This is a genomic window from Pseudomonas sp. G7(2022) (assembly GCF_052660475.1).
In genome coordinates, this window is the sequence record NZ_CP109659.1 from 4,274,305 (window position 1) to 4,294,037 (window position 19,733).

A 19,733-nucleotide genomic window follows, 5' to 3' on the forward strand; every position below is an offset into this window, starting at 1 on the left:
CCCATGTCGGAACCTTGGACTTGCCCATAGAGTCCAGTTATTAGCCAGCTACTGAAAACAGGGCTACGTTGATAGCTCTGCCCGTCCCCTCAGTCCGTAGCCGTGCGGACTCAAAGGAGTGATCGTAATGCCGTCCCTCGATAGTCTGAATTCTCTGAAAACCCTGAAAGTCGATGACAAGACTTACCACTATTTCAGCCTGCCGGATGCCGCCAAGACCTTGGGCGATCTCGACAGGCTGCCCATGTCGCTGAAAGTCCTGCTGGAAAACCTGCTGCGCTGGGAAGATGAAAAAACCGTCACCGGCGCCGACCTCAAGGCGCTTGCCGCGTGGCTCAAGGAGCGTCGCTCCGACCGGGAAATCCAGTATCGCCCTGCCCGGGTGCTGATGCAGGATTTTACCGGCGTCCCCGCCGTCGTCGATCTGGCCGCGATGCGCGCCGCCATGGCCAAGGCCGGCGGTGATCCGCAGCGAATCAACCCGCTGTCACCGGTAGATCTGGTGATCGACCACTCGGTGATGGTCGATAAATTCGCCAGCGCCAGCGCTTTCGAACAGAACGTCGACATCGAAATGCAGCGCAACGGCGAACGCTACGCCTTCCTGCGCTGGGGCCAGAGCGCCTTCGACAACTTCAGCGTGGTGCCGCCGGGCACCGGGATCTGCCACCAGGTCAACCTCGAATACCTCGGGCGCACCGTGTGGACCAAGGACGAAGACGGCCGCACTTATGCCTTCCCCGACACGCTGGTCGGCACCGACTCTCACACCACCATGATCAACGGTCTGGGCGTACTCGGCTGGGGTGTCGGCGGGATCGAGGCGGAAGCGGCGATGCTCGGGCAACCGGTGTCGATGCTGATTCCCGAGGTGATCGGTTTCAAACTCACCGGCAAGCTCAAGGAAGGCATTACCGCCACCGACCTGGTGCTGACGGTGACACAGATGCTGCGCAAGAAAGGCGTGGTCGGCAAATTCGTCGAGTTCTACGGCGACGGCCTCGCCGACCTGCCGCTGGCCGACCGCGCGACCATCGCCAACATGGCCCCAGAATATGGCGCGACTTGCGGCTTCTTCCCGGTGGATGACGTGACGCTGGACTACCTGCGCCTGTCCGGCCGTCCGCCGGAAGTGGTGAAACTGGTCGAGGCGTACACCAAAGCTCAGGGCCTGTGGCGCCTGCCCGGTCAGGAACCGGTGTTCACCGACAGCCTGGCGCTGGACATGGGCAGCGTCGAAGCCAGCCTCGCCGGGCCGAAACGCCCGCAGGATCGCGTCTCGCTGCCGAATGTCGGCCAGGCGTTCAGTGACTTCCTCGATTTGCAATTCAAACCCACCAGCAAGGAAGAAGGACGCCTGGAAAGCGAGGGCGGTGGCGGTGTCGCGGTGGGCAATGCCGATCTGGTCGGTGAAACCGATTACGAGGATGATGGCCACACCTATCGCCTGAAAAACGGTGCGGTGGTGATTGCCGCGATCACGTCCTGCACCAATACCTCCAACCCGAGCGTGATGATGGCTGCCGGTCTGCTGGCGAAAAAAGCCGTGGAGAAAGGCCTGACACGCAAGCCGTGGGTGAAGAGTTCATTGGCACCGGGTTCGAAGGTTGTCACCGATTACTACAAAGCCGCCGGGTTGACGCAGTACCTCGATCAGCTCGGGTTTTCACTGGTCGGTTATGGTTGCACCACCTGCATCGGCAACTCCGGACCGCTGCCGGAACCGATCGAAAAAGCCATCCAGAAAGCCGATCTGACCGTGGCGTCGGTGCTGTCCGGCAACCGCAATTTCGAAGGCCGGGTGCATCCGCTGGTAAAAACCAACTGGTTGGCCTCGCCGCCGCTGGTGGTCGCTTACGCCCTGGCGGGCAGTGTGCGCACCGACATCAGCAGCGAACCGCTGGGCAATGACCAGCAGGGCAATCCGGTTTACCTGCGTGACATCTGGCCGAGCAGCAAGGAAATCGCCGACGCGGTGAATCAGGTCAACACAGCGATGTTCCACAAGGAATATGCCGAAGTGTTTGCCGGTGACGAGCAGTGGCAAGCCATCGAAGTGCCACAAGCCGCAACCTACGTCTGGCAGGCGGATTCGACTTACATCCAGCACCCGCCGTTCTTCGACGACATTGCCGGGCCTTTGCCGGTGATCGCCGATGTGGAAGGCGCGCGGGTGCTGGCACTGTTGGGCGATTCGGTGACCACTGACCACATCTCCCCCGCCGGCAACATCAAGGCCGACAGCCCGGCCGGGCGGTACTTGCGCGAGCAAGGTGTCGAACCAAGGGACTTCAACTCCTACGGTTCACGCCGGGGCAACCACGAAGTGATGATGCGCGGCACCTTCGCCAACATCCGTATCCGCAACGAAATGCTCGGCGGCGAAGAAGGTGGCAACACGATCTACATTCCGACCGGCGAAAAACTGGCGATCTACGACGCGGCCATGCGTTATCAGGCCTCGGGCACCCCGCTGGTGGTCATTGCCGGGCAAGAATACGGCACCGGCTCCAGCCGCGACTGGGCGGCCAAGGGCACCAACCTGCTGGGCGTGAAAGCGGTGATCGCCGAAAGCTTCGAGCGGATCCACCGTTCCAACCTGGTGGGCATGGGCGTGCTGCCGTTACAGTTCAAGCTCGATCAGAATCGCAAGAGCCTGAACCTCACCGGCAAGGAAACCCTGGATATTCAGGGTCTGAGCGGTGTCGAGCTGACGCCACGGATGAACCTGACCCTGGTCATCACCCGCGAAAACGGGCATCAGGAGAAAATCGAAGTGCTGTGCCGCATCGACACCCTGAACGAGGTGGAGTACTTCAAGTCCGGTGGGATCCTGCATTACGTGCTGCGGCAGTTGATCGCCTCGTAATATCGGCAGATGCAGAAACACCGCCAGATCGGCGGTGTTTCTGTTTGGGCACGGCACTTTTCCACACGCGAAAAAAAACCCGCCGAAGCGGGTTTTTCCCAAGACCATTATCGACTCCCTGTCGGCAGCGATCCTTGCATATGGTCGATCATCCATGATCCTGAAACACTCCCTGTGCTTCAGTTGATGAGGCTAGATTACGCTGTGGATCCAATTGGCAATAGTCGATAAAGCTACCAGCGCGTGTAAGACATTCGCTATAGCGCCCCTTCCGAAAACCCTTAGGCGTGTCGGGCGTTGAGTGCAGAAGCCGCCAGATCCGCGACTTTCAGCTGTCCGGCGGTGGCGGCGTCGGTCGCGGTGCGTGCAGCCGGCCCAAGGCTCGGCACATGATCCGGGTAGCCTCACCGTCCCACCAGGTCATCAGCAGGTTGCCGTACTTTCCTCATCGTCCACCGCGACTTTCAGCATCACCGGTAAATCACCCTGACGCACCGGCAACAGCCTGCTGCCCGGCGTGATGATCGGAACACCGTCGGGCACCAGTGCCCAACGCTTCAACCACGGATCAAACCAGTCGCGGTCAGCCACCTTCACGCTCGCGTGCCCGGTCGGTCTCGGCGAGAAAGTGTTCGAGTCGGCTCAATTGTTCTTCCCAGCCACGGCTGTCCATGTAGTACGCCTCTTTCTGACGGACATCGGGAATATGCGCGAAACCTGACTCGGAAACCTTCAGCAGCGTGCCGTTTTCATAGTCCTGCAGCTCGAATTTGACCAGTGTGGTCGGTTCTTGGGAGTAGTCGATTTTCGGGTTCACGGCATAGGGATGCCAGCGGAAGGAAAACAACTGCTGGGGCTCGACCCGCTCCACCAGCACGTTCCAGAGCACATGTTCATAACCGGGGTACGTGACCTGCCCCTGGGTCCACTCGCCGGCGATAAACCGCCGCCCCTCCAGGGCCACGCCAAACCACTGGCCAAACGCCTCGGCATCGACCAGCGCGCGCCAGACATGGGAGCGCGGCGACCGGAGCATGATTTTACGTTCAAAGCTGTTGGGTACTGGTTTCATACGTCACCTCCTGTTTTGAACAGTAGGCTTGTATGACCACATGTCCAATGCGAAGTTGTATCAATCCAGTGCAGTCGTCAGGGCTGATGGAAATATCCGGCAGTATTTTGGGGTGCCGGTTCATCAGAATACGAGCGGATCAGCGCGGCGAAACTGATAACGTTTGCAGCGAACCGAACGACACAAGGACGTCATCATGCAGCCCTCCCTCCCCGAACGTTACCACGGCGCCCTCCTCGGTATGGCCTGCGGCGATGCAGTGGGAACCGCCGTCGAATTCCAGCCTCGCGGCAGCTTCCCGCCCCTGACCGACATGGTCGGTGGCGGGCCGTTTCGCCTGAAGCCCGGTCAATGGACCGACGACACCTCGATGGCGTTGTGCCTGGCGGAAAGTCTGCTGAACAAAAACGGCTTCGATGCTGCTGACCAGATGGGCCGCTATCTGAACTGGTGGCAGTGGGGTTATCTGAGTTCGACCGGCGAATGTTTCGATATCGGCATGACCGTGAGTCAGGCGCTGGATCGCTATCAACACTCCGGAGAGCCGTTTGCCGGTTCCACCGATCCCTACAGTGCCGGCAATGGCTCATTGATGCGTCTGGTGCCCGTGGTGCTGTTTTATTTCCCCGATGCCCGGAAAACCAGGCGATTCGCCGCCGACAGTTCACGCACTACGCACGCGGCGCCCGAGGCCATCGAGTGCTGCCAACTGCTCGCCGAACTGCTCGGCAAAGCCCTGGAAGGCGCATCGAAAGCGCAACTGCGCACCCTGCCGCCAACAGCCTTCAGCGAGACCAGGGTGGCGGCGATTGCCCGGGGCGAGTACCTGCACAAGACAGAACGCGACATTCGCGGCAGTGGCTACTGCATCGAATCCCTGGAAGCAGCATTATGGTGCTTCCAGCACACCGACAGCTTCGCCGCAGCCGTTCTGCAAGCGGCAAATCTGGGCGATGACGCGGACACCACGGCCGCTATCGTCGGCCAGTTGGCCGGCGCCCATTACGGCGTCCAGGGAATCCCGTCCGGGTGGCTGGAGAAGCTGCATGACGGAGAAGAAATTGCAGCAACTGCAGAACGGTTGCTGAACGCATCAAGGCACCGCGAGCCTTGTTAACGCCACGAAATCGCTAAACTGCTCGGCATCTTCAATGACTACAGCGAGAACCCCCATGTACCCACGCCTGCTCCTGGCCCTGGCGCCATTGTTTTTGACCTCCACTGCCCACGCCGCCGTGGACTGCGCCAATGCCAGCGATCAGGCGACGATGAATCAGTGCGCCGCGCAGGAAAACAAGGCGGCGGACAAGGAGTTGAACACGGTTTATCAGCAGATTACCGCTCGGTTGAAGGACAACCCTGAAGGCAAGAAACTGCTGGTGAGCGCGCAACGGGCGCGGATCGGGTTTCGCGATGCCGAGTGCAAGTTTTCGGCATCCGGCGTGGCAGGCGGGAGTGTTTATCCGTTGATCTACAACAATTGCATCGCATCGGTGACCAAGACGCGAACCGAGGCGCTCAAGCAGTATTTGAAATGTGAGGAAGGTGACATGAGCTGCCCGGTACCCGGGGCCTGAGTTTGGCTGTGTCCTCCAAGCCCCTATCGCTAGCAGGCTAGCTCCCACATTGGTTTTATGTCGTTCACCAATCCCCTGTGGGAGCGAGCCTGCTCGCGATGGCGTCATCCCTGACGCCGCCAATCAACGGACGAAGATCTGCGCCGTGGTAATCGCCATATCCCCACCCGGCAACTTGATGCTGCCGGTCTGCTTCATGGTTTCGGCATCAAAAATCGCCACGTCGTTGAACGTCCCGGCCAGGTAGATCTTGCTGCCGTCCTTGTTGAACGAAATGCAGTAGTAGGAATGGTCCAGTGTCGCCGCCTGGATCAGCTTTTTCTGCTTGATGTCGTATTTGGCCAGACGATTGAGCACACCGAACATCAGATTCGGATCCTTCGGTGAGCGCATGCCGCTGAAGTAGATCTCGGTCAGCGGACCAAAATCGGTGGTTTCGGTCTTGCCGGTTTTCAGATCGACGCTGAACAAGCCGTACAGGTATTCAGCGGTGGCCGGATCCTGCTTCTTGTCCTTGAACTTCGCCGCCGTGTACAGCAGCGAAAAGTCATGCCGATACGTCTGCTGGTTCCACACGTAAAGCACGTCCGGCGCGCTGTAGTTCGGGCGTTTCCAGTGACGGCTGGGGATCAGCACGTCGAACTTGCCGCTCTTCACATCGACCTTGTACACATCGGCGCCAGCCACATAGAGTGTGCCGTCATCGCCGCTCTGCATGATCGTCAACTGCCGTGGCGCCGGAAAGCTGCGTATCGGTTTGGCGTCCATCCCGGCATCGGTGGCGTACACGTCCAGACGCGGTTGTTTGACCTCGTAGCGGTCGTTGAGCATCTGGGTCGGGTTGGCGATGGTGTACAGCTCCTTGCCGTCATGGCTGACGGTGAAGGCGAACATCGACCGCGCCTTCTCGCCCGGCTGCTGGGTGATGCTGGCGTGGAATACCTGCTTGCAGCTGTCCAGCTCGACACCGTAAACATCGGCGTAATGGTTGTTCAGCACGTACGCGGTCTTGCGATCCGGCGACAGCTGCACGGTGCCTGGGCCAAAGGCATCGGGCATCTTGCAGGTCTTGTACAAACTGTCGGTCGCCAGGTCGATGACGTGCAGGTTGTTCGGGTAGTTGGTGGTCAACATGTACTCGTGACCGTCTTGCAGCGCGGTGTTTTCATCGGCCAGAACCGAGAGCGAACAGGCGCTCAGAACCGCGAGTGCGGCAAGGCCGCAGGCTTTGATGTTGTGCATGCTGGAATCCTTCTTCTTGTGGATCACTTGTCTTTCGGGAAGACAGTGCCGAGGTTGCGCCAGTTGTCATTGGACGCCTGGGCATCCTTGTTCCAGTCCGGGTAAGTGCTCATCATGTCCGGCACCTGGGCCGGCCACCAGCATGGGTCGGAGCAGCCATACAGGTCGGCTTCCATCGGCTGGCACAGCGACGACACCCCGCCGAACGCATCGATTTCCCAACCCGGGTCGGTGGTCGAGGCGCAGCCCGCGACCGAGCTCATCGCCACCACTTCTTCGATGCGGTTATCAATCGCGGCCTGATCCAGCTTCAACGCTTTGTTATTGATTGCCTTGAGATGTTTCATATCAGTGAGCCTTGCGCGGAGTGATGTAGCTGCTGATGAACGCAGGGTTGTTGGCCATGATCCGGGTGTAGACCTCGATGCCGAAGTCGACCCAGTCACGCATCAGTTCGCAGTAGTGATAGGTCGGGTGGGCCGGATCGCCGTAGCGGGCGTAGCTCTCGTGGTAGCAGCCGCCGGAGCACAGGTTACGGATCTGACAGTCATGGCAACCGGTGTTGGTGCGATCCAGACGCTGGGACAGAAAGTCGTTCAACTCAACCTGTTTAACGCCACTGTGGACGTTGCCGAAGGTCGGCAGCGACGAGCCGGTGAAGCGATGGCACAGGTTCAGTTCGCCCTTGTGATCGACCGCCAGCATCTTCAGCCCGGCACCGCAGGGCAGGGCCTTTTTGTGGCCTTCGTGGATGTCGGTGATCAACTGATGCAGGTTGGAGAAACCGATATTGCGGTGCTCCAGCGCAGCCTCCAGATAACGCCGACCGAGGCGTTTCATGCTGGCGAAGACTTCGATCAACTCAGCGTTGGTCAGGTTGAAACTGCTGATGTCGCCGGAGGTCACCGGAGCAAATCCGACCTCGGCAAAACCCAGTTCGTTGAACAGGTGATCCCAGATGGTTTCGACGTCGGTGACGCCGGTAGTCAGGGTCACCCGCGCGCCGACCGGGCGGCTGTTGTAGCGCGACAGCAGCATTTCGGCCTTGCGCCGCACCACGTCATAGGTGCCCTGCCCGCCCACGGTGATGCGGTTGCGGTCGTGCACGGTTTTCGGTCCGTCGATGCTCACTGACAGCCCGAAGCGGTGGGCATTCAGGTAGTCCACGGTTTCTTCGGTGAGCAGCGTGGCGTTGGTGGTCATCACGAATTCGACGAACTTGCCGGCCTCGGCAAAACGCTTCTCGCAGTAATCGACCATGTACTCGATCAGCTTGCGATTGCTCAGCGGTTCGCCGCCGAAAAACACCACGGTGAAGCGCTCTTCATCGGGGGATTCACGCAGTAGCATTTCCACTGAGGCGATGGCGGTTTCAACGTCCATTTTCTTGCCGGCGGACGGCTTGTCGAGGTCTTCCTTGTAGCAGTAGGTGCAGCTCAGGTTGCAGCCGGTGTTGACGTTGAGCACCACGGTGTTGATCGCGGTGCGCTCGACGCGTTTGACCGCGATGTCCGGGGTCAGCGGCGAGCCATCGCTGACCAGTTCCAGCGAGATCAGCTCGCGCAGGGTCTCGTTGATTTCCTCGCCGTTGAACCGCGCACCGAGGCGCTGGATCAGGTCTTCCGAAGAGCAACCGGGGCCGCGCAACGCATCGATGATGGTGCCGGTCAGTTCATCACTGGCGAACAGCGAACTGCTGGGGATGTGGAACAGCATGCGGTCGGCGTCGACGTGCACTTCGTGCAGGTTGCGTTCGACCAGATTCAAGATAGCGCCCATTGCAAACCTCCTGTGCAAGCCCCGCTTGGGGGACTTGCGGTCATTCCGAAAAGTGTCTGAATCGCGGTGGCCCAGGACAACTCACGTTTCAACATCAGGGAATGGGTGGATTGTTCCAGCGTTGCACGGTGACGATCAGGTGGCCTTCGCCGGTCAGGGATTTCCCGGCGTCGTCGACGGCGGCGATCACCTTGAGGTTGCCGGCGTTGTTGGTGGACATCTTGCGTGCCGGATTCGGCCCGGCATCACCCGGGGTGAACACGCCTGCGTCGGCCTGCATGGTGCCGGCGAACTTGACGTCCTCGTCCTCTTTGGCGCGCTCGTCGAACGCTTCGATTTTCCATTGCGCCGGGAACACGCCGATGCGATACGGCTTGCCGTCGGCGCCCTTGCCCCAGGCTTCGGCGTCGAAACGGCCCTGGACTTTCGGCGTCGAACCGCCACCCTCACCGATCCGTGCCACCGAGAACTCCGGCACCACTTTGACCGAGGCAATCTTGCTGTACACCGACAGGCCAGGGCCTTTCAGGCTGCCAACGCTGACGGTGCGCAGACCCGGCTGGGCATCGGATGCGGCTTTGACTTTGACCTTGATCCGGTCGGCGCTCTGCTCGACCACTTCGACCACGTCTACGCCTTTGCCGAAGTTCGGCTTGCCGCTCAGACCGCTGCCGATCAGGGTCACTTCGGTTTCGCTGCCGGCCTTCACGTAACCCGGCTGCACCGCCAGCAAGCGCTGCGAACCCTGTTTGGCGGCGACAAAGTCCAAACCGCGCTCATCGTGCTCGGCCTCGAACATCCGGCCCTGCATAGCGTTGCCTTGTGCGGCGAACACCTGACGCATGGTCACGCCATCGACGGTCACGTTGCCGCGCCACTCGTAACCGCTGTAAAGAATTGCGCTGCCGTCGCCGTTGAACGGGCTGCCATCGGCGTACTGACCTTTGACGACGACTTTGAAGGTGTCACTGCCATCGGCGGTGACACTCATGGTGCCGGCCAGTTCACCCTTGCCCGGCAGGTGACCGCTGAAGCTCCAGTCGCCGACCAGTGCTTGGGCTTTCGGCGCGGTTTTCAGCCAGGCCTGCCACGCCGGGTTGTCCAGCGGGTAACGCTTGGCCAGCAGCGGGACCATTTCCTTGCGGGCGATATCGAACCAGTCACGGTCGCGGGCCAGCGCCTGATACTCCAGCGACGGCCATTGGCCGAGGTGGAAATTCACCAGACGCTCCCATTCCTGGGCCGGACGCCGCTGCAGGGCGACCCGTGCACCGGAGTGGCAGCGGCCGCACATCTGGCTGGTTTTCTCATCGAACTGCTCGACGGTGTTCAGCCGCCGTTCCAGCGCATAACGCACGCCATCGGTTTCGCTGGGCGCCAGGCCCTGGGTGTCGGCCAGGTATTTGACCAGCGTGCGGCGGTCTTCATCGCTGATCTGCAAACCGTGCATGGTCTGCATCCGGGCGATGCTCATCAGCCAGCCTTCGGGGGTCTTGCGCTGGTGGCTGATGCGGCTCAACCGGTCGCCGGCCTCAGGGATGTGACAGCCCTGGCAGGTTTCCTTGAGGATGGTCTGGGCGTCGCGGGCTGCCAGGCTGTGGGGCGAATGCAGGGCTACGCATGCAGCCACGGCCAGCAGGCTGGCGCTCATGCCTGATCGGAGTTTTCTCTTCATCAACGTCGAACCTCGCACGGTGCTTTCTTATTTTTGTGGCTTATCGTTTTTAGGGTTTCAGCCGTTCGGGGTGATGCACGAACGGAGGCAAGCGAAACGTCTGCCATGAGCAATACACGGAGCGTGCCAGCTTGCCGATAAGCTGTTCAATCAAGCAGTTACGTGAAGATCACTGCGTTTTGCCAGCGTCCGGGGTGTGGCCCGGCGTCCAATTTCGCGACAGGTGTTGCAGTGTGAGACAAGCATAGTCACGGGCGACAGCAGCGGCGTTGTGCCACATCGCAACTCATCGCCCGACGATTGACGACACCCGGATACAGGCGCGAAATGGTTGTTCACCGAATGCCGAAAAGGAGATCTGTAATGGCCAACATCACAGTCCTGGCGGGAGACTTTCTGCAAGGTGACGGAGAGTACAGGGACGGCAACTTTACGCTGAGAACATCGTTGCACCCCTGGCCGGGTCTTACCCTCCCGCTGTCATCGATCAAGACACTGGAAGTGGCCAACGAAGAGTCGATCAATAACTTCAAGGATGCCATCGGCTATGGCGTGGCCGGTGCGATGCTGCTGGGGCCCATCGGCGCCATTGCCGGATTCATGCTGGCCGGTCACGAGACCGAAGTGACGTTCCTGGCCACCCTCAAGGATCAGCGCCGGATGCTGATTGCCGCCGACAGCCACACTTTTCAGGAAATATCCCGCAAGGTCGCCTGCTGAAGTTTTCGGACCATCCCGCCCGTCGCTCGCGGGCGGGATGGATCAGATGTGCTACAGGGGTTGCCGGCTCTTGTGCGTCTCGATTTCCAGACGCATGTCGGCAATCAGCGTGGCCAGCGCATGGGTGCTGTCCAGCGTCCACAGCGGCACATGGCTGGCCAGCAGTTCGACCCTGCCGGTCATGCAATCGCAGACACGGATCGTCAGCGACTGATCCGCTGCCACGCTGCAGGTGCAGACCAGCGGTTGAAAGCTGTGTTCGATGATGTTTTGGATTTCCAGGGTTGAAAGCATCGTCGCTACCTCCCGGTCGAGTGTTCCAGACCTGAATGCCTGCATCCTCCCAACGGGAAAGTTTATCCGCAACGAGCGCAAGTGGCGGAGCCGCCGACCGGTGGCACGACGTCTCACCGGTTGTCGCTTTTTGAGAATAAAACCTTCCCGCCGCGTTATCGCTGCACCGTCGCAAACCCGGCGCGACGGGACCTGCACGGCCACTTCACGCCTTTGGCACAGCCATTGCGAAGCCCTCTTCACGTCTACGAACAACAAGAGGTTTTCACCATGCCCCTGCCCTATCTGCTCCCTGCCACCTCGGCCTTCATCCAGCGCCCGCCGCGCATGCTGATCGGCGGCGACTGGATCGAAGCCGCCGACGGCCAGACCATGCCGCTGCACAACCCGGCCACTGGCGAGGTGCTGTGTGTGGTGCCTCGCGCCACCCCGGAAGATGTCGACCGTGCAGTGCTCGCCGCTCGTCAGGCTTTCGATGACTCCGCCTGGAGTCGTACCCGTCCGCGCGAACGACAGAACCTGTTGTGGAAACTCGCCGACCTGATGCAGCGCGACGCCGAGCTGCTGGCGCAACTGGAATGCCTGAACAACGGCAAGAGCGCCGCAGTGGCGCAGGTGATGGATGTACAACTGGCGATCGACTTTCTGCGTTACATGGCTGGCTGGGCGACCAAGATCGAAGGTTCCAGTGTCGACGTTTCGTTGCCGCTGATGCCCGGCGATCAGTTCCACAGTTTCATCCGCCGCGAAGCCGTGGGCGTGGTTGGCGCCATCGTCGCCTGGAACTTCCCCCTGCTGCTGGCCTGCTGGAAACTCGGCCCGGCGCTGGCCACCGGTTGCACCGTGGTGCTCAAACCGGCCGACGAAACCCCGCTGACCGCGCTGAAACTGGCGGAGCTGGTGCTGGAAGCGGGTTACCCGGAAGGCGTGTTCAACGTGGTTACCGGCACCGGCATCACGGCCGGTTCCGCCCTGACTCACAACCCGCTGGTCGACAAGCTGACCTTCACCGGCTCCACCGCCGTCGGCAAGCAGATCGGCAAGATCGCCATGGACTCGATGACCCGGGTCACCCTGGAACTGGGCGGCAAATCACCGACCATCGTCATGGCCGACGCCGACCTGAAAACCGCTGCAGCAGGTGCGGCCAGTGCGATTTTCTTCAATCAGGGCCAGGTCTGCTGCGCCGGCTCGCGCCTGTACGTGCAGCGCAAGCATTTCGACAATGTGGTGGCGGATATCAGCGACATCGCCAACGCCATGAAACTCGGCAACGGTCTCGACCCGAGCGTGGAGATGGGCCCACTGATTTCCGCGCGTCAGCAGGAGCGGGTCTACAACTACATCGAAATGGGCCGGGAAAGCGGCGCGACCATCGCCTGCGGTGGCGAGCAGTTCGGGCCGGGGTTCTTCGTCAAGCCGACGGTGATTGTCGATGTCGATCAACAGCATGCGCTGGTGCAGGAAGAAATCTTCGGGCCGGTGCTGGTGGCGATTCCGTTCGATGACGAGGCCGATGCGCTGCGCATGGCCAATGAAAGCCCTTACGGTTTGGGCGCGAGCATCTGGTCGAACGACCTGGCGGCGGTGCACCGGATGATTCCGCGGATCAAGTCAGGGTCGGTGTGGGTCAACTGCCACAGTGCGCTGGACCCGGCGCTGCCGTTTGGCGGCTACAAGATGTCCGGCGTCGGGCGCGAGATGGGGTATGCGGCGATCGAGCATTACACCGAGTTGAAGTCGGTGTTGATCAAGTTGTAATGACTGGGCTCACGGCTCAGGGTTTGAAACCCTGGGCCAACAGCCACCCGCGAACGGCTCGCCCCTGCTCAAGCGTCAACCCCGCCAACACCTGATCCGCCGGCTCATCGCTTAACCGCCGCACCAGCGGCGCCAGCTCTATACCTTGCACATGCCAGATCCCCAGCGGCTGATCCGCCGTGATCACCACCTCGGCTTCATCGACAAAACCATCACGCAGCACCGGCATCCGCTCGATGCGCAGCGCGGCAAAATCCGCTGACGCATGGGCCACTTCCGCGTCCGGCCATTGTCGTCGTGCCTGCCAGAACGGCTGATCGAGCCAGCGCTGTTCATCGGCATAAAAGTCCCGGCCGATCCGCGCAAAGCGCAGGAACAACTGCTCCACACGCTGCTGGTGAAACCGTTGCGCCAGCGCCGCCCGCTCGGGTTTGCGCAACAGCGTGTTGATCACCAGCGGCGCCTGTAACGCCGAGGACAACGACTGAAAAATCCCGTTGCCCGACAGCGGGTCCACCGCCATCGCCGCATCGCCCACGCGAATCCAGTTATCACCGCAGACCTGTGGCGCAAGAATCGCGGTGCTGCTGCGAGCGTGCAGTTGCAACTCCGACTCCTGTCCACCGGCAAAAAACGCTTGAGCAAAATCCGAGGCCTGACGCCGCGCACGGCAGTAATCGAGCAACTGCGCCTTGCCCGGTAATTGGGCGCTGGCCACGTCCACCGTCCATTGCCAATAACATTGGCCATCGTCCCGTCGAGCCATCCACGCCCAACCGTCTTCAAGACTCTCCACGGCGCTGGCAGTCACGCCCGGCGTGCCTTGCCAGCGATTGAGCAGGCTGACCGCCTCCGGCCCGCGCAGACCTCTGCCGGACGCCGGTGCTTGCCGCCCACGGGCTTCCACCAGAAAATCCGCCGTCAGCCTCTGGCCGCCGTCGAGTTCCACCCGATGACCGTCCGCTGAGGAGTGAACATTCAGGACTCGCCCTTCAATCACCTCGACCCCGGCCAACCGCAGATCTTCGCGCAAGCCGCGATCAAAAGTGGGACGATCCAGCAGGAACTCGATGTTCTGCGCATGCTGCTGACCGTTCCACGCAACCTGCCTTTGGGACGGCAACGTGGCATTCGCCAAAGCATGATTCAACCCGGCACTTCGCAGCGCCTCCAGCACCCGTTGCGACACGCCTTCGAGCGCCGCAAACCGGCGCCACTCGCTGACCAGCGTCACGGCGTGACCCAGTCGTCGCAATCCCAATGCCACCGCCGCGCCAGCCGGTCCGGCACCGAGAATAAGGATCGACGTCATGGGCCGAAACGCCGTTCAGGGCCGCGATAACGAGCGTGCTGTTTCAGCCAATCGAGCACTTCAGCGTTGCTCGCCTGTGGATGCGCCAGCAGATAGCCGGCGATATGCCCGCTCAACGCGGCACACCCCAGACTGGCCCCGGACTGCCCCGGATAAGTACCGCGAACACACGCGGCAAAATCCGCCTGCGCACTGTCGAGCCATGACCACTGTTCATCGGTACAACGCGCATCGCCGGTCACCCGCAGCACCTGCGGATAACTGGCCGGAAACACCGCCGCACCTTGCGCCGGACTCGACGCACACAACAGAACCCCACGGGCTACCGCCGCTACGCAGGCTTCGCGCAACAGACTGCGATCCTGATGCAGGCCCAGACTCAGATTGATCAGCCGCACGTCCTGCGCCACCAGCCAGTCAATGGCCGCAGAAATCTGTAAGGCGCTGGTGACGCCGCGCTGATCGAACACCTGAGCCACGCAAATCCGAGCGGCCGGTGCCCGTCGGCTGATCGCTTCGATCACCGCACTGCCATGCCCGAGCGGATCGTCGCGCAAATCCGATTCGGCCAAGCCGTCCTCCAGCAACGAGAACCGTCGCCCGGCAATCACCTGCACCCGTTGCGCCGCCGAGTGTCCGCTGTCGACCACGCCGATACGCAATTCAGGCTTCATGCAGCACCGTTTTCGAAATGAGCACACCGTCGAGCAACTCGAAACGCAGATCGGCATCGGCCAGGGTCGACGGCCGGTGGCTGATGAGGATCCGTGTGCGCCCGGCAAACAAGCGGTCGATGGCTTCGATCACTTCGCGTTCGGTCGCCTCGTCCACTGCCGAGGTGGCTTCGTCGAGCACCAGAATCAGCGGGTCCTGCAACAGCGCCCGGGCAATCGCGATGCGCTGTTTCTGCCCGCCGGACAATTGCTGACCGCGCTCTCCCAACGGGCTGTCGAGGCCTTCGGGCAACGACGTGATCAGGCTGTCGAGTTGCGCCAGCCGTGCGACTTCGGCGATAGCTTCGCGGCTGGCGTCCGGCACCGCGTAAGCCAGGTTGTCGGCGAGGCTGCCGCGAAACAGCACGATGTCCTGACTGACCACGGCGATGCGTCGACGCAGTTCGAACAGTTCCAGTTCGCGCAAATCCACTTCGCCAAGCAGCACCCGCCCGGACTGCGGATCGTGATGCCGTTGCAGCAGATCGATCAGCGTCGATTTGCCGACGCCGGAGCCGCCGCTCAAGGCGACTTTCAAACCGTGGGGAATCGTCGCCTCGATGCCGCTCAACGTACTTGGGCGGCCCGGATGGCTGAAATGCACCGCGTCGAAACGCAGCTCGCCCGAAGTCGGAAACGGTTTCGGCGTGGCCGGTGAAAACACCGTGGGTTCTTCGCCGCGCAACTCCATGACCCGACCTAGGCTGACGGTCATGCGCTGGATCGCCACGTACAAACCCAACAGGCTCTGCACAGGCCCGACCGCCATCCCCAGGTAGGTGGAAAACGCGATCAGGGCGCCGAGTTGCCAGGTGCCCTGCACCACCCAATAACCGCCAATCAGAAACGCGCAGGCGCGGGACAGCGAGGTCAACGTGCCCGGCACGGCCTGGGTGAAAAATTCGGTGACCTGCAGTCGCAGCAACTGGTTCATGTAACCCTGCCCGAGGCTTTCCAGACGCCGCGCTTCACGCTGCTGCTGGCCGGCGGACTGGATGAACTTCATCACCGGCAGGGTCTCGACCATGAACGACGACATGTCCGCCGAACGCTCGCGCAACTGTCGCACATCGCGCTCGACCTTACGCCGCATCCAGCGCAGCCACAGCACGTCGAGCGGGATCAGCACCAGCGCCAGCAACGACAGTTTCCACGACAAGGTGAACAACATCGCAATCGCAACCACCAGGCCGATCACGCTCGATACCGCCGAGAACAACGAGTCCACGGCGAAGCGCTGAATCTCGGCCACATCGCCGTCGAGCCGCGACATCAGATCGCCGATCCGCCGCTGCCCATAGAAGCTTGGCGACAGTTTCTGCAAATGCCGATAAAGGTCGTCGCGCAGGGCAAACAGAATCCGCCCGGACAGCCGCGTGTGCAGATAGCGGTTGATCCCCGACAATGCGGTGCCGAGCAGCCCGGCGATGATCATCAGCACCGCGATCAGCACCAGCATCGGGAAATTGCGCGCCAGCAACCCGTCGTCGATCAGCAGTTTGACCAGCCACGGCTGCACCAGCACCAGCAGCGACGCGCACACCGACAGACCAAGCAGGCCGGCAATCGCCAGCCGCTGCGGCCGCACGAAACCGTACAACCAGCGCAGCGCCGCTTGCAGCGCGGCGGGGTTCTGGCTGTCGATCAGCCGCACGAACAGGCGCTGCATCACGAGCGCAACTGTTTGAGTTTGCGGTACAGGGTCGCACGACTGATGCCAAGGGCGTCGGCGGCGGCCGAGACGTTGCCCTGATGGGTGTCGAGGGACTGGCGGATCATCTCCAGTTCGTGCTCGCGAATGCTGCCGGTCTGGGGTTTCTCGGTGGCGGAGAGTTCGTCAAGCATGCTGTCGGGCAGGTGATCGAGGGTCAGCACGGTTTCACCGGGCTCGCGCATGGCCAGCGCGGTGCGCAGGACCATTTCCAGTTGGCGGATGTTGCCCGGCCAGTGGTAACCCGCGAGCAGGCGATTGAGGTCGTCGTGCAGCACGGCGTTCGGGGCGTCGAGTTTGCCCAGCAGCCGAGCGACCAGCGCGCTGAAGTCCTCGCGCTCGCGAAGGGCCGGGAGCATCACGCTGATGCCGTTGACCCGGTAGAACAGGTCTTCGCGAAATTGCTTGTCCTCGACCTGACGCTTGAGATCGCGGTGGGTGGCGCAGATCAGCGCGACGTCGATGTCTTGCTCTTCCCCCGCCCCCAGCGGCGCAACCTTGCGATCCTGCAAAACGCGAAGCAAACGCGCCTGCAGGGCCAGCGGCATGTCGCCGATTTCATCAAGGAACAACGTGCCGCCATGGGCCTGCTGCAGCCGCCCGATCATGCCGCCCCGACGCGATCCGGTGAACGCGCCTTCACGGTAGCCGAACAGCTCCGACTCGATCAGGCCTTCGGGAATCGCTGCACAGTTCACGGCCACAAACGGTTTGTCGCTGCGACTGCCGGCCAGGTGCAGAGCGCGGGCGATCACTTCTTTACCGGTGCCGGTTTCGCCGAGCAGCAGCACCGGCAGTTCATTGGCCAGGCCTTGGCGGGCCATGCGCAGGGCTCGGGCGTAGCGGGCGTTGTTGCCGGCCAGTGCTTCCAGATCCGGTTGCGCCTTGGCGGTTTTCGCCACGCTGCGCGGCGGGCCGCCGAGGTTGACCGAGCGCGCCGGGGCTCGCAGGGTCTTGTAGAAAAACTCGCCCTTGGCGGTTTGCACACTGCCGACGCCACCCTGTTGCAGACGGGTCAGCAACTGCACGCCATCGACCCCGAGGAATTCCTCACAGCGCTTGCCGACCAATGCCGAACGCTCGGCCCGCAGCAACTGACAGGCCTGGGCGCTGACCGCCAGAATTTGCCCGCCGAGACTGACCGCCAACAAGCCTTGCCACGGTGATTCCAGATACTGCCGGCGACTGTGGAAGGCGAGGACAATCTGATCGGGAAAACTGTTGTTGAACACCCGGCTCTCGATCTGGCTGACCGCCATGCTCAGCAGCGCGGTGCTGTCGTGGACGCGGCCGAGCGGGCCTTCGCGGGTCAGGTCGAGGACGCCGAGAATTTCGCCCTGCGGGCAATGAATCGGCACCGAGGTGCAGGAAAAATCGGTGAGGCGGTCGAGGTAGTGTTCGCCGCAATCGATCAGGGTCGGCCGCGCTTCCACCAGCGCCGTGCCGAGGGCGTTGGTGCCACGGGCGGCTTCGCTCCAGCAGGCACCGAGGGTAATGTCCTGCAGGCCGCTGCCCTTGAGCCGGTCGGCACGCCCTTCGACGGCGAGGATAGTGGCGTCGGAATTGGCGAGGATGATCAGGCCTTCCTTGCCCTGACGTTCGGCCAGGTAATCGATGGTCGGTATCGCCGCATCGATCAGCAGGCGGTTGCTCGCCAGCAACACCTCGAGACTCGCGCTCGACTCCAGCGTCAGCTCATGTTTGCCATTGAAATGCACGCCGTGGCTCAGGCTGCGCCGCCACGAAGCATCGATCTCGGCACGCAACACGCCATCCGGGACTTGCCCTTCGAGATGGAGTTTTTCCCTGGCCAGCCGGGCTTCGTGGTGAGACTTGGGATCGGTTGTTTTTATAAGAGTCATCAAGCGCTCCGGAGCGGTCCGCTTTGCGCTTCTTTACTTCAGCGCCCTGACGCCAATGTTTACGTTAACGTCAGGGCGATGGCAAGCACCACAGGGCGCTTCGGCAGGTGGATTGCCTCAGCGCTGCCACACCTCGGCATTCACGAAAAATGCCCGGGCGTTGTCTTCGAGACTTTCCAGGTGATAACCGCCCTCCTGCACGATCAGGCATGGCAGGCCCAGGCGACGGATCCGTTCGCCCAAAACCGCAAAGCCTTCACGGGTCACGGCGACTTTGCTTTGCGGGTCCAGCTCGTAAATGTCGAACCCCAGCGACAGCACCAGCACCTCGGCGCCGAATTCGCGCACCGCGTTCAATGCGACGTCCAGTTGCCCGAGGAAATCCGCTTCGCTTGAACCATGGGCCATCGGCAGGTTGAGGTTGAAGCCCTCCCCCGCGCCGCTGCCGCGTTCGTCGGCGAACCCGGCGACGCCCGGATAGAAGTTGGTCGGATCGCCATGCACCGAGACGTAGAGCACATCATCGCGGTCGTAGAAAATTTCCTGGATGCCCTGCCCGTGGTGCATGTCGGTGTCGAGCACGGCGACTTTTTCAAACTTGTCGCGCAATACCTGCGCCGCCACCGCTGCGTTGTTCACGTAGCAGAAACCGCCTGCCGCCTCGGCCCGGGCGTGATGCCCCGGCGGACGGCACAAGGCGTAGGCGGCCGGCTCGCCATCGATCAGCGCCTGAGCCCCGGCCACTGCGCTTTGCGCCGACCAGTAGGCCGAGCGCCAGGTCTGCTCGCCGACCGGGCAACTGCCGTCCGCCAGATAGCGCGCCGCCTGGGCAAGAATGCCGCGCAAGGCGTTGGGCTCGCGGACGAAAATGTTCGACATCACCTCGTCGCCCCAGTCTTCGGGGATTTCCTTCCAGCGCGCGTGGGCTTCCTGAAGGAACGTCAGATACGGCGCACCGTGTACCGCCAGCAACGGCGCGAGGCCGGCATCGACGGGTTGCTCGACACTGAAGCCCAAACCGTGGGCGGCCTGCACCAGACGCTGCGCACGCTCGGGGACTTCCTGCGGCGTACGCATCTGCCCGCGCGAGTAATAGCTGCGTGGATGGTGGAGCAACTGTTCGGGGTGGAAAAAACTGCGCATGGT

The 19,733-nt window shown here is 61.9% G+C and carries 16 protein-coding genes and 1 pseudogene; 5 read left to right on the forward strand and 12 right to left on the reverse strand.

Annotated elements, in window-relative coordinates; translation table 11 throughout:
- Nucleotides 1–127 precede the first annotated feature (127 nt).
- Nucleotides 128–2,869: an aconitate hydratase AcnA gene (acnA, locus tag NE357_RS19425; RefSeq protein WP_169431228.1), complete on the forward strand. Its 2,742-nt coding sequence runs from the start codon at nucleotides 128–130 to the stop codon at nucleotides 2,867–2,869.
- Nucleotides 2,870–3,206: 337 nt separating this feature from the next.
- Here the strand turns inward: acnA and NE357_RS19430 are convergent.
- Together NE357_RS19430 and NE357_RS19435 are read right to left on the reverse strand one after the other, a co-directional pair.
- Nucleotides 3,207–3,460 (reverse strand): annotated as a pseudogene (locus NE357_RS19430) (aminoglycoside phosphotransferase family protein); the annotation flags it as partial.
- Complete coding sequence (locus tag NE357_RS19435; RefSeq protein WP_085713126.1) at nucleotides 3,453–3,941, reverse strand: SRPBCC family protein; 489 nt, start codon at nucleotides 3,939–3,941, stop codon at nucleotides 3,453–3,455. The gene NE357_RS19435 and the pseudogene NE357_RS19430, both read right to left, overlap by 8 nt.
- A gap of 196 nt (nucleotides 3,942–4,137) precedes the next feature.
- Here NE357_RS19435 and NE357_RS19440 point away from each other — a divergent pair, with 196 nt between their 5' ends.
- Both NE357_RS19440 and NE357_RS19445 read left to right on the forward strand, forming a co-directional pair.
- A complete protein-coding gene (locus tag NE357_RS19440; protein ID WP_169431229.1) occupies nucleotides 4,138–5,058 on the forward strand; it encodes an ADP-ribosylglycohydrolase family protein in 921 nt (306 codons plus the stop codon).
- 55 nt (nucleotides 5,059–5,113) lie between these two features.
- On the forward strand, nucleotides 5,114–5,518 hold the full coding sequence (locus NE357_RS19445; protein ID WP_169431230.1) for a lysozyme inhibitor LprI family protein: 405 nt from the start codon (nucleotides 5,114–5,116) through the stop codon (nucleotides 5,516–5,518).
- A gap of 123 nt (nucleotides 5,519–5,641) precedes the next feature.
- On the opposite strand, the gene peaD is transcribed toward NE357_RS19445, so the two are convergent.
- The 4 genes from peaD to peaA all read right to left on the reverse strand — a co-directional run bounded on the left by peaD (nucleotide 5,642) and on the right by peaA (nucleotide 10,214).
- Nucleotides 5,642–6,760 (reverse strand): quinohemoprotein amine dehydrogenase subunit beta, encoded by a 1,119-nt coding sequence (gene peaD, locus NE357_RS19450; RefSeq protein WP_169431231.1) that lies wholly within the window; start codon nucleotides 6,758–6,760, stop codon nucleotides 5,642–5,644.
- Nucleotides 6,761–6,783: 23 nt separating this feature from the next.
- Nucleotides 6,784–7,107 (reverse strand): quinohemoprotein amine dehydrogenase subunit gamma, encoded by a 324-nt coding sequence (gene qhpC / locus NE357_RS19455; protein WP_007953094.1) that lies wholly within the window; start codon nucleotides 7,105–7,107, stop codon nucleotides 6,784–6,786.
- Nucleotide 7,108: 1 nt separating this feature from the next.
- Nucleotides 7,109–8,539, reverse strand: coding sequence for a quinohemoprotein amine dehydrogenase maturation protein (gene peaB / locus NE357_RS19460; RefSeq protein WP_102621854.1), 1,431 nt, complete (start codon nucleotides 8,537–8,539; stop codon nucleotides 7,109–7,111).
- A gap of 94 nt (nucleotides 8,540–8,633) precedes the next feature.
- Complete coding sequence (peaA, locus tag NE357_RS19465) at nucleotides 8,634–10,214, reverse strand: quinohemoprotein amine dehydrogenase subunit alpha (protein WP_169431232.1); 1,581 nt, start codon at nucleotides 10,212–10,214, stop codon at nucleotides 8,634–8,636.
- 363 nt (nucleotides 10,215–10,577) lie between these two features.
- On the opposite strand from peaA, the gene NE357_RS19470 reads away from it, so the two are divergent.
- On the forward strand, nucleotides 10,578–10,934 hold the full coding sequence (locus NE357_RS19470) for a hypothetical protein (RefSeq protein WP_169431233.1): 357 nt from the start codon (nucleotides 10,578–10,580) through the stop codon (nucleotides 10,932–10,934).
- A 51-nt stretch (nucleotides 10,935–10,985) separates the two neighbouring features.
- On the opposite strand, the gene NE357_RS19475 is transcribed toward NE357_RS19470, so the two are convergent.
- Nucleotides 10,986–11,228 carry a DUF1652 domain-containing protein gene (locus NE357_RS19475; RefSeq protein ID WP_169431234.1) on the reverse strand — a complete coding sequence of 81 codons (243 nt, stop codon included), beginning with the start codon at nucleotides 11,226–11,228 and terminating at the stop codon, nucleotides 10,986–10,988.
- Between the two features lie 270 nt (nucleotides 11,229–11,498).
- Here NE357_RS19475 and NE357_RS19480 point away from each other — a divergent pair, with 270 nt between their 5' ends.
- Nucleotides 11,499–12,989 carry an aldehyde dehydrogenase family protein gene (locus NE357_RS19480; protein WP_169431235.1) on the forward strand — a complete coding sequence of 497 codons (1,491 nt, stop codon included), beginning with the start codon at nucleotides 11,499–11,501 and terminating at the stop codon, nucleotides 12,987–12,989.
- 16 nt (nucleotides 12,990–13,005) lie between these two features.
- Here NE357_RS19480 and qhpG read toward each other — a convergent pair whose 3' ends face one another.
- The 5 genes from qhpG to NE357_RS19505 form a co-directional block, all read right to left on the reverse strand.
- Entirely contained in the window at nucleotides 13,006–14,301 is a 1,296-nt protein-coding gene (gene qhpG / locus NE357_RS19485) for a flavin-dependent monooxygenase QhpG (RefSeq protein ID WP_169431236.1), read from the reverse strand.
- A complete protein-coding gene (gene qhpE / locus NE357_RS19490) occupies nucleotides 14,298–14,975 on the reverse strand; it encodes a subtilisin-like serine protease QhpE (protein WP_169431237.1) in 678 nt (225 codons plus the stop codon). Before qhpE ends, qhpG begins: the two co-directional genes overlap by 4 nt.
- Nucleotides 14,965–16,683, reverse strand: coding sequence for an ABC transporter ATP-binding protein (locus NE357_RS19495; RefSeq protein WP_169431238.1), 1,719 nt, complete (start codon nucleotides 16,681–16,683; stop codon nucleotides 14,965–14,967). Before NE357_RS19495 ends, qhpE begins: the two co-directional genes overlap by 11 nt.
- Nucleotides 16,683–18,587: a sigma-54-dependent Fis family transcriptional regulator gene (locus NE357_RS19500; protein WP_169431239.1), complete on the reverse strand. Its 1,905-nt coding sequence runs from the start codon at nucleotides 18,585–18,587 to the stop codon at nucleotides 16,683–16,685. The genes NE357_RS19495 and NE357_RS19500 overlap by 1 nt, the downstream gene beginning before the upstream one ends.
- A gap of 117 nt (nucleotides 18,588–18,704) precedes the next feature.
- Nucleotides 18,705–19,730: a histone deacetylase family protein gene (locus tag NE357_RS19505; protein WP_169431240.1), complete on the reverse strand. Its 1,026-nt coding sequence runs from the start codon at nucleotides 19,728–19,730 to the stop codon at nucleotides 18,705–18,707.
- Nucleotides 19,731–19,733 lie beyond the last annotated feature (3 nt).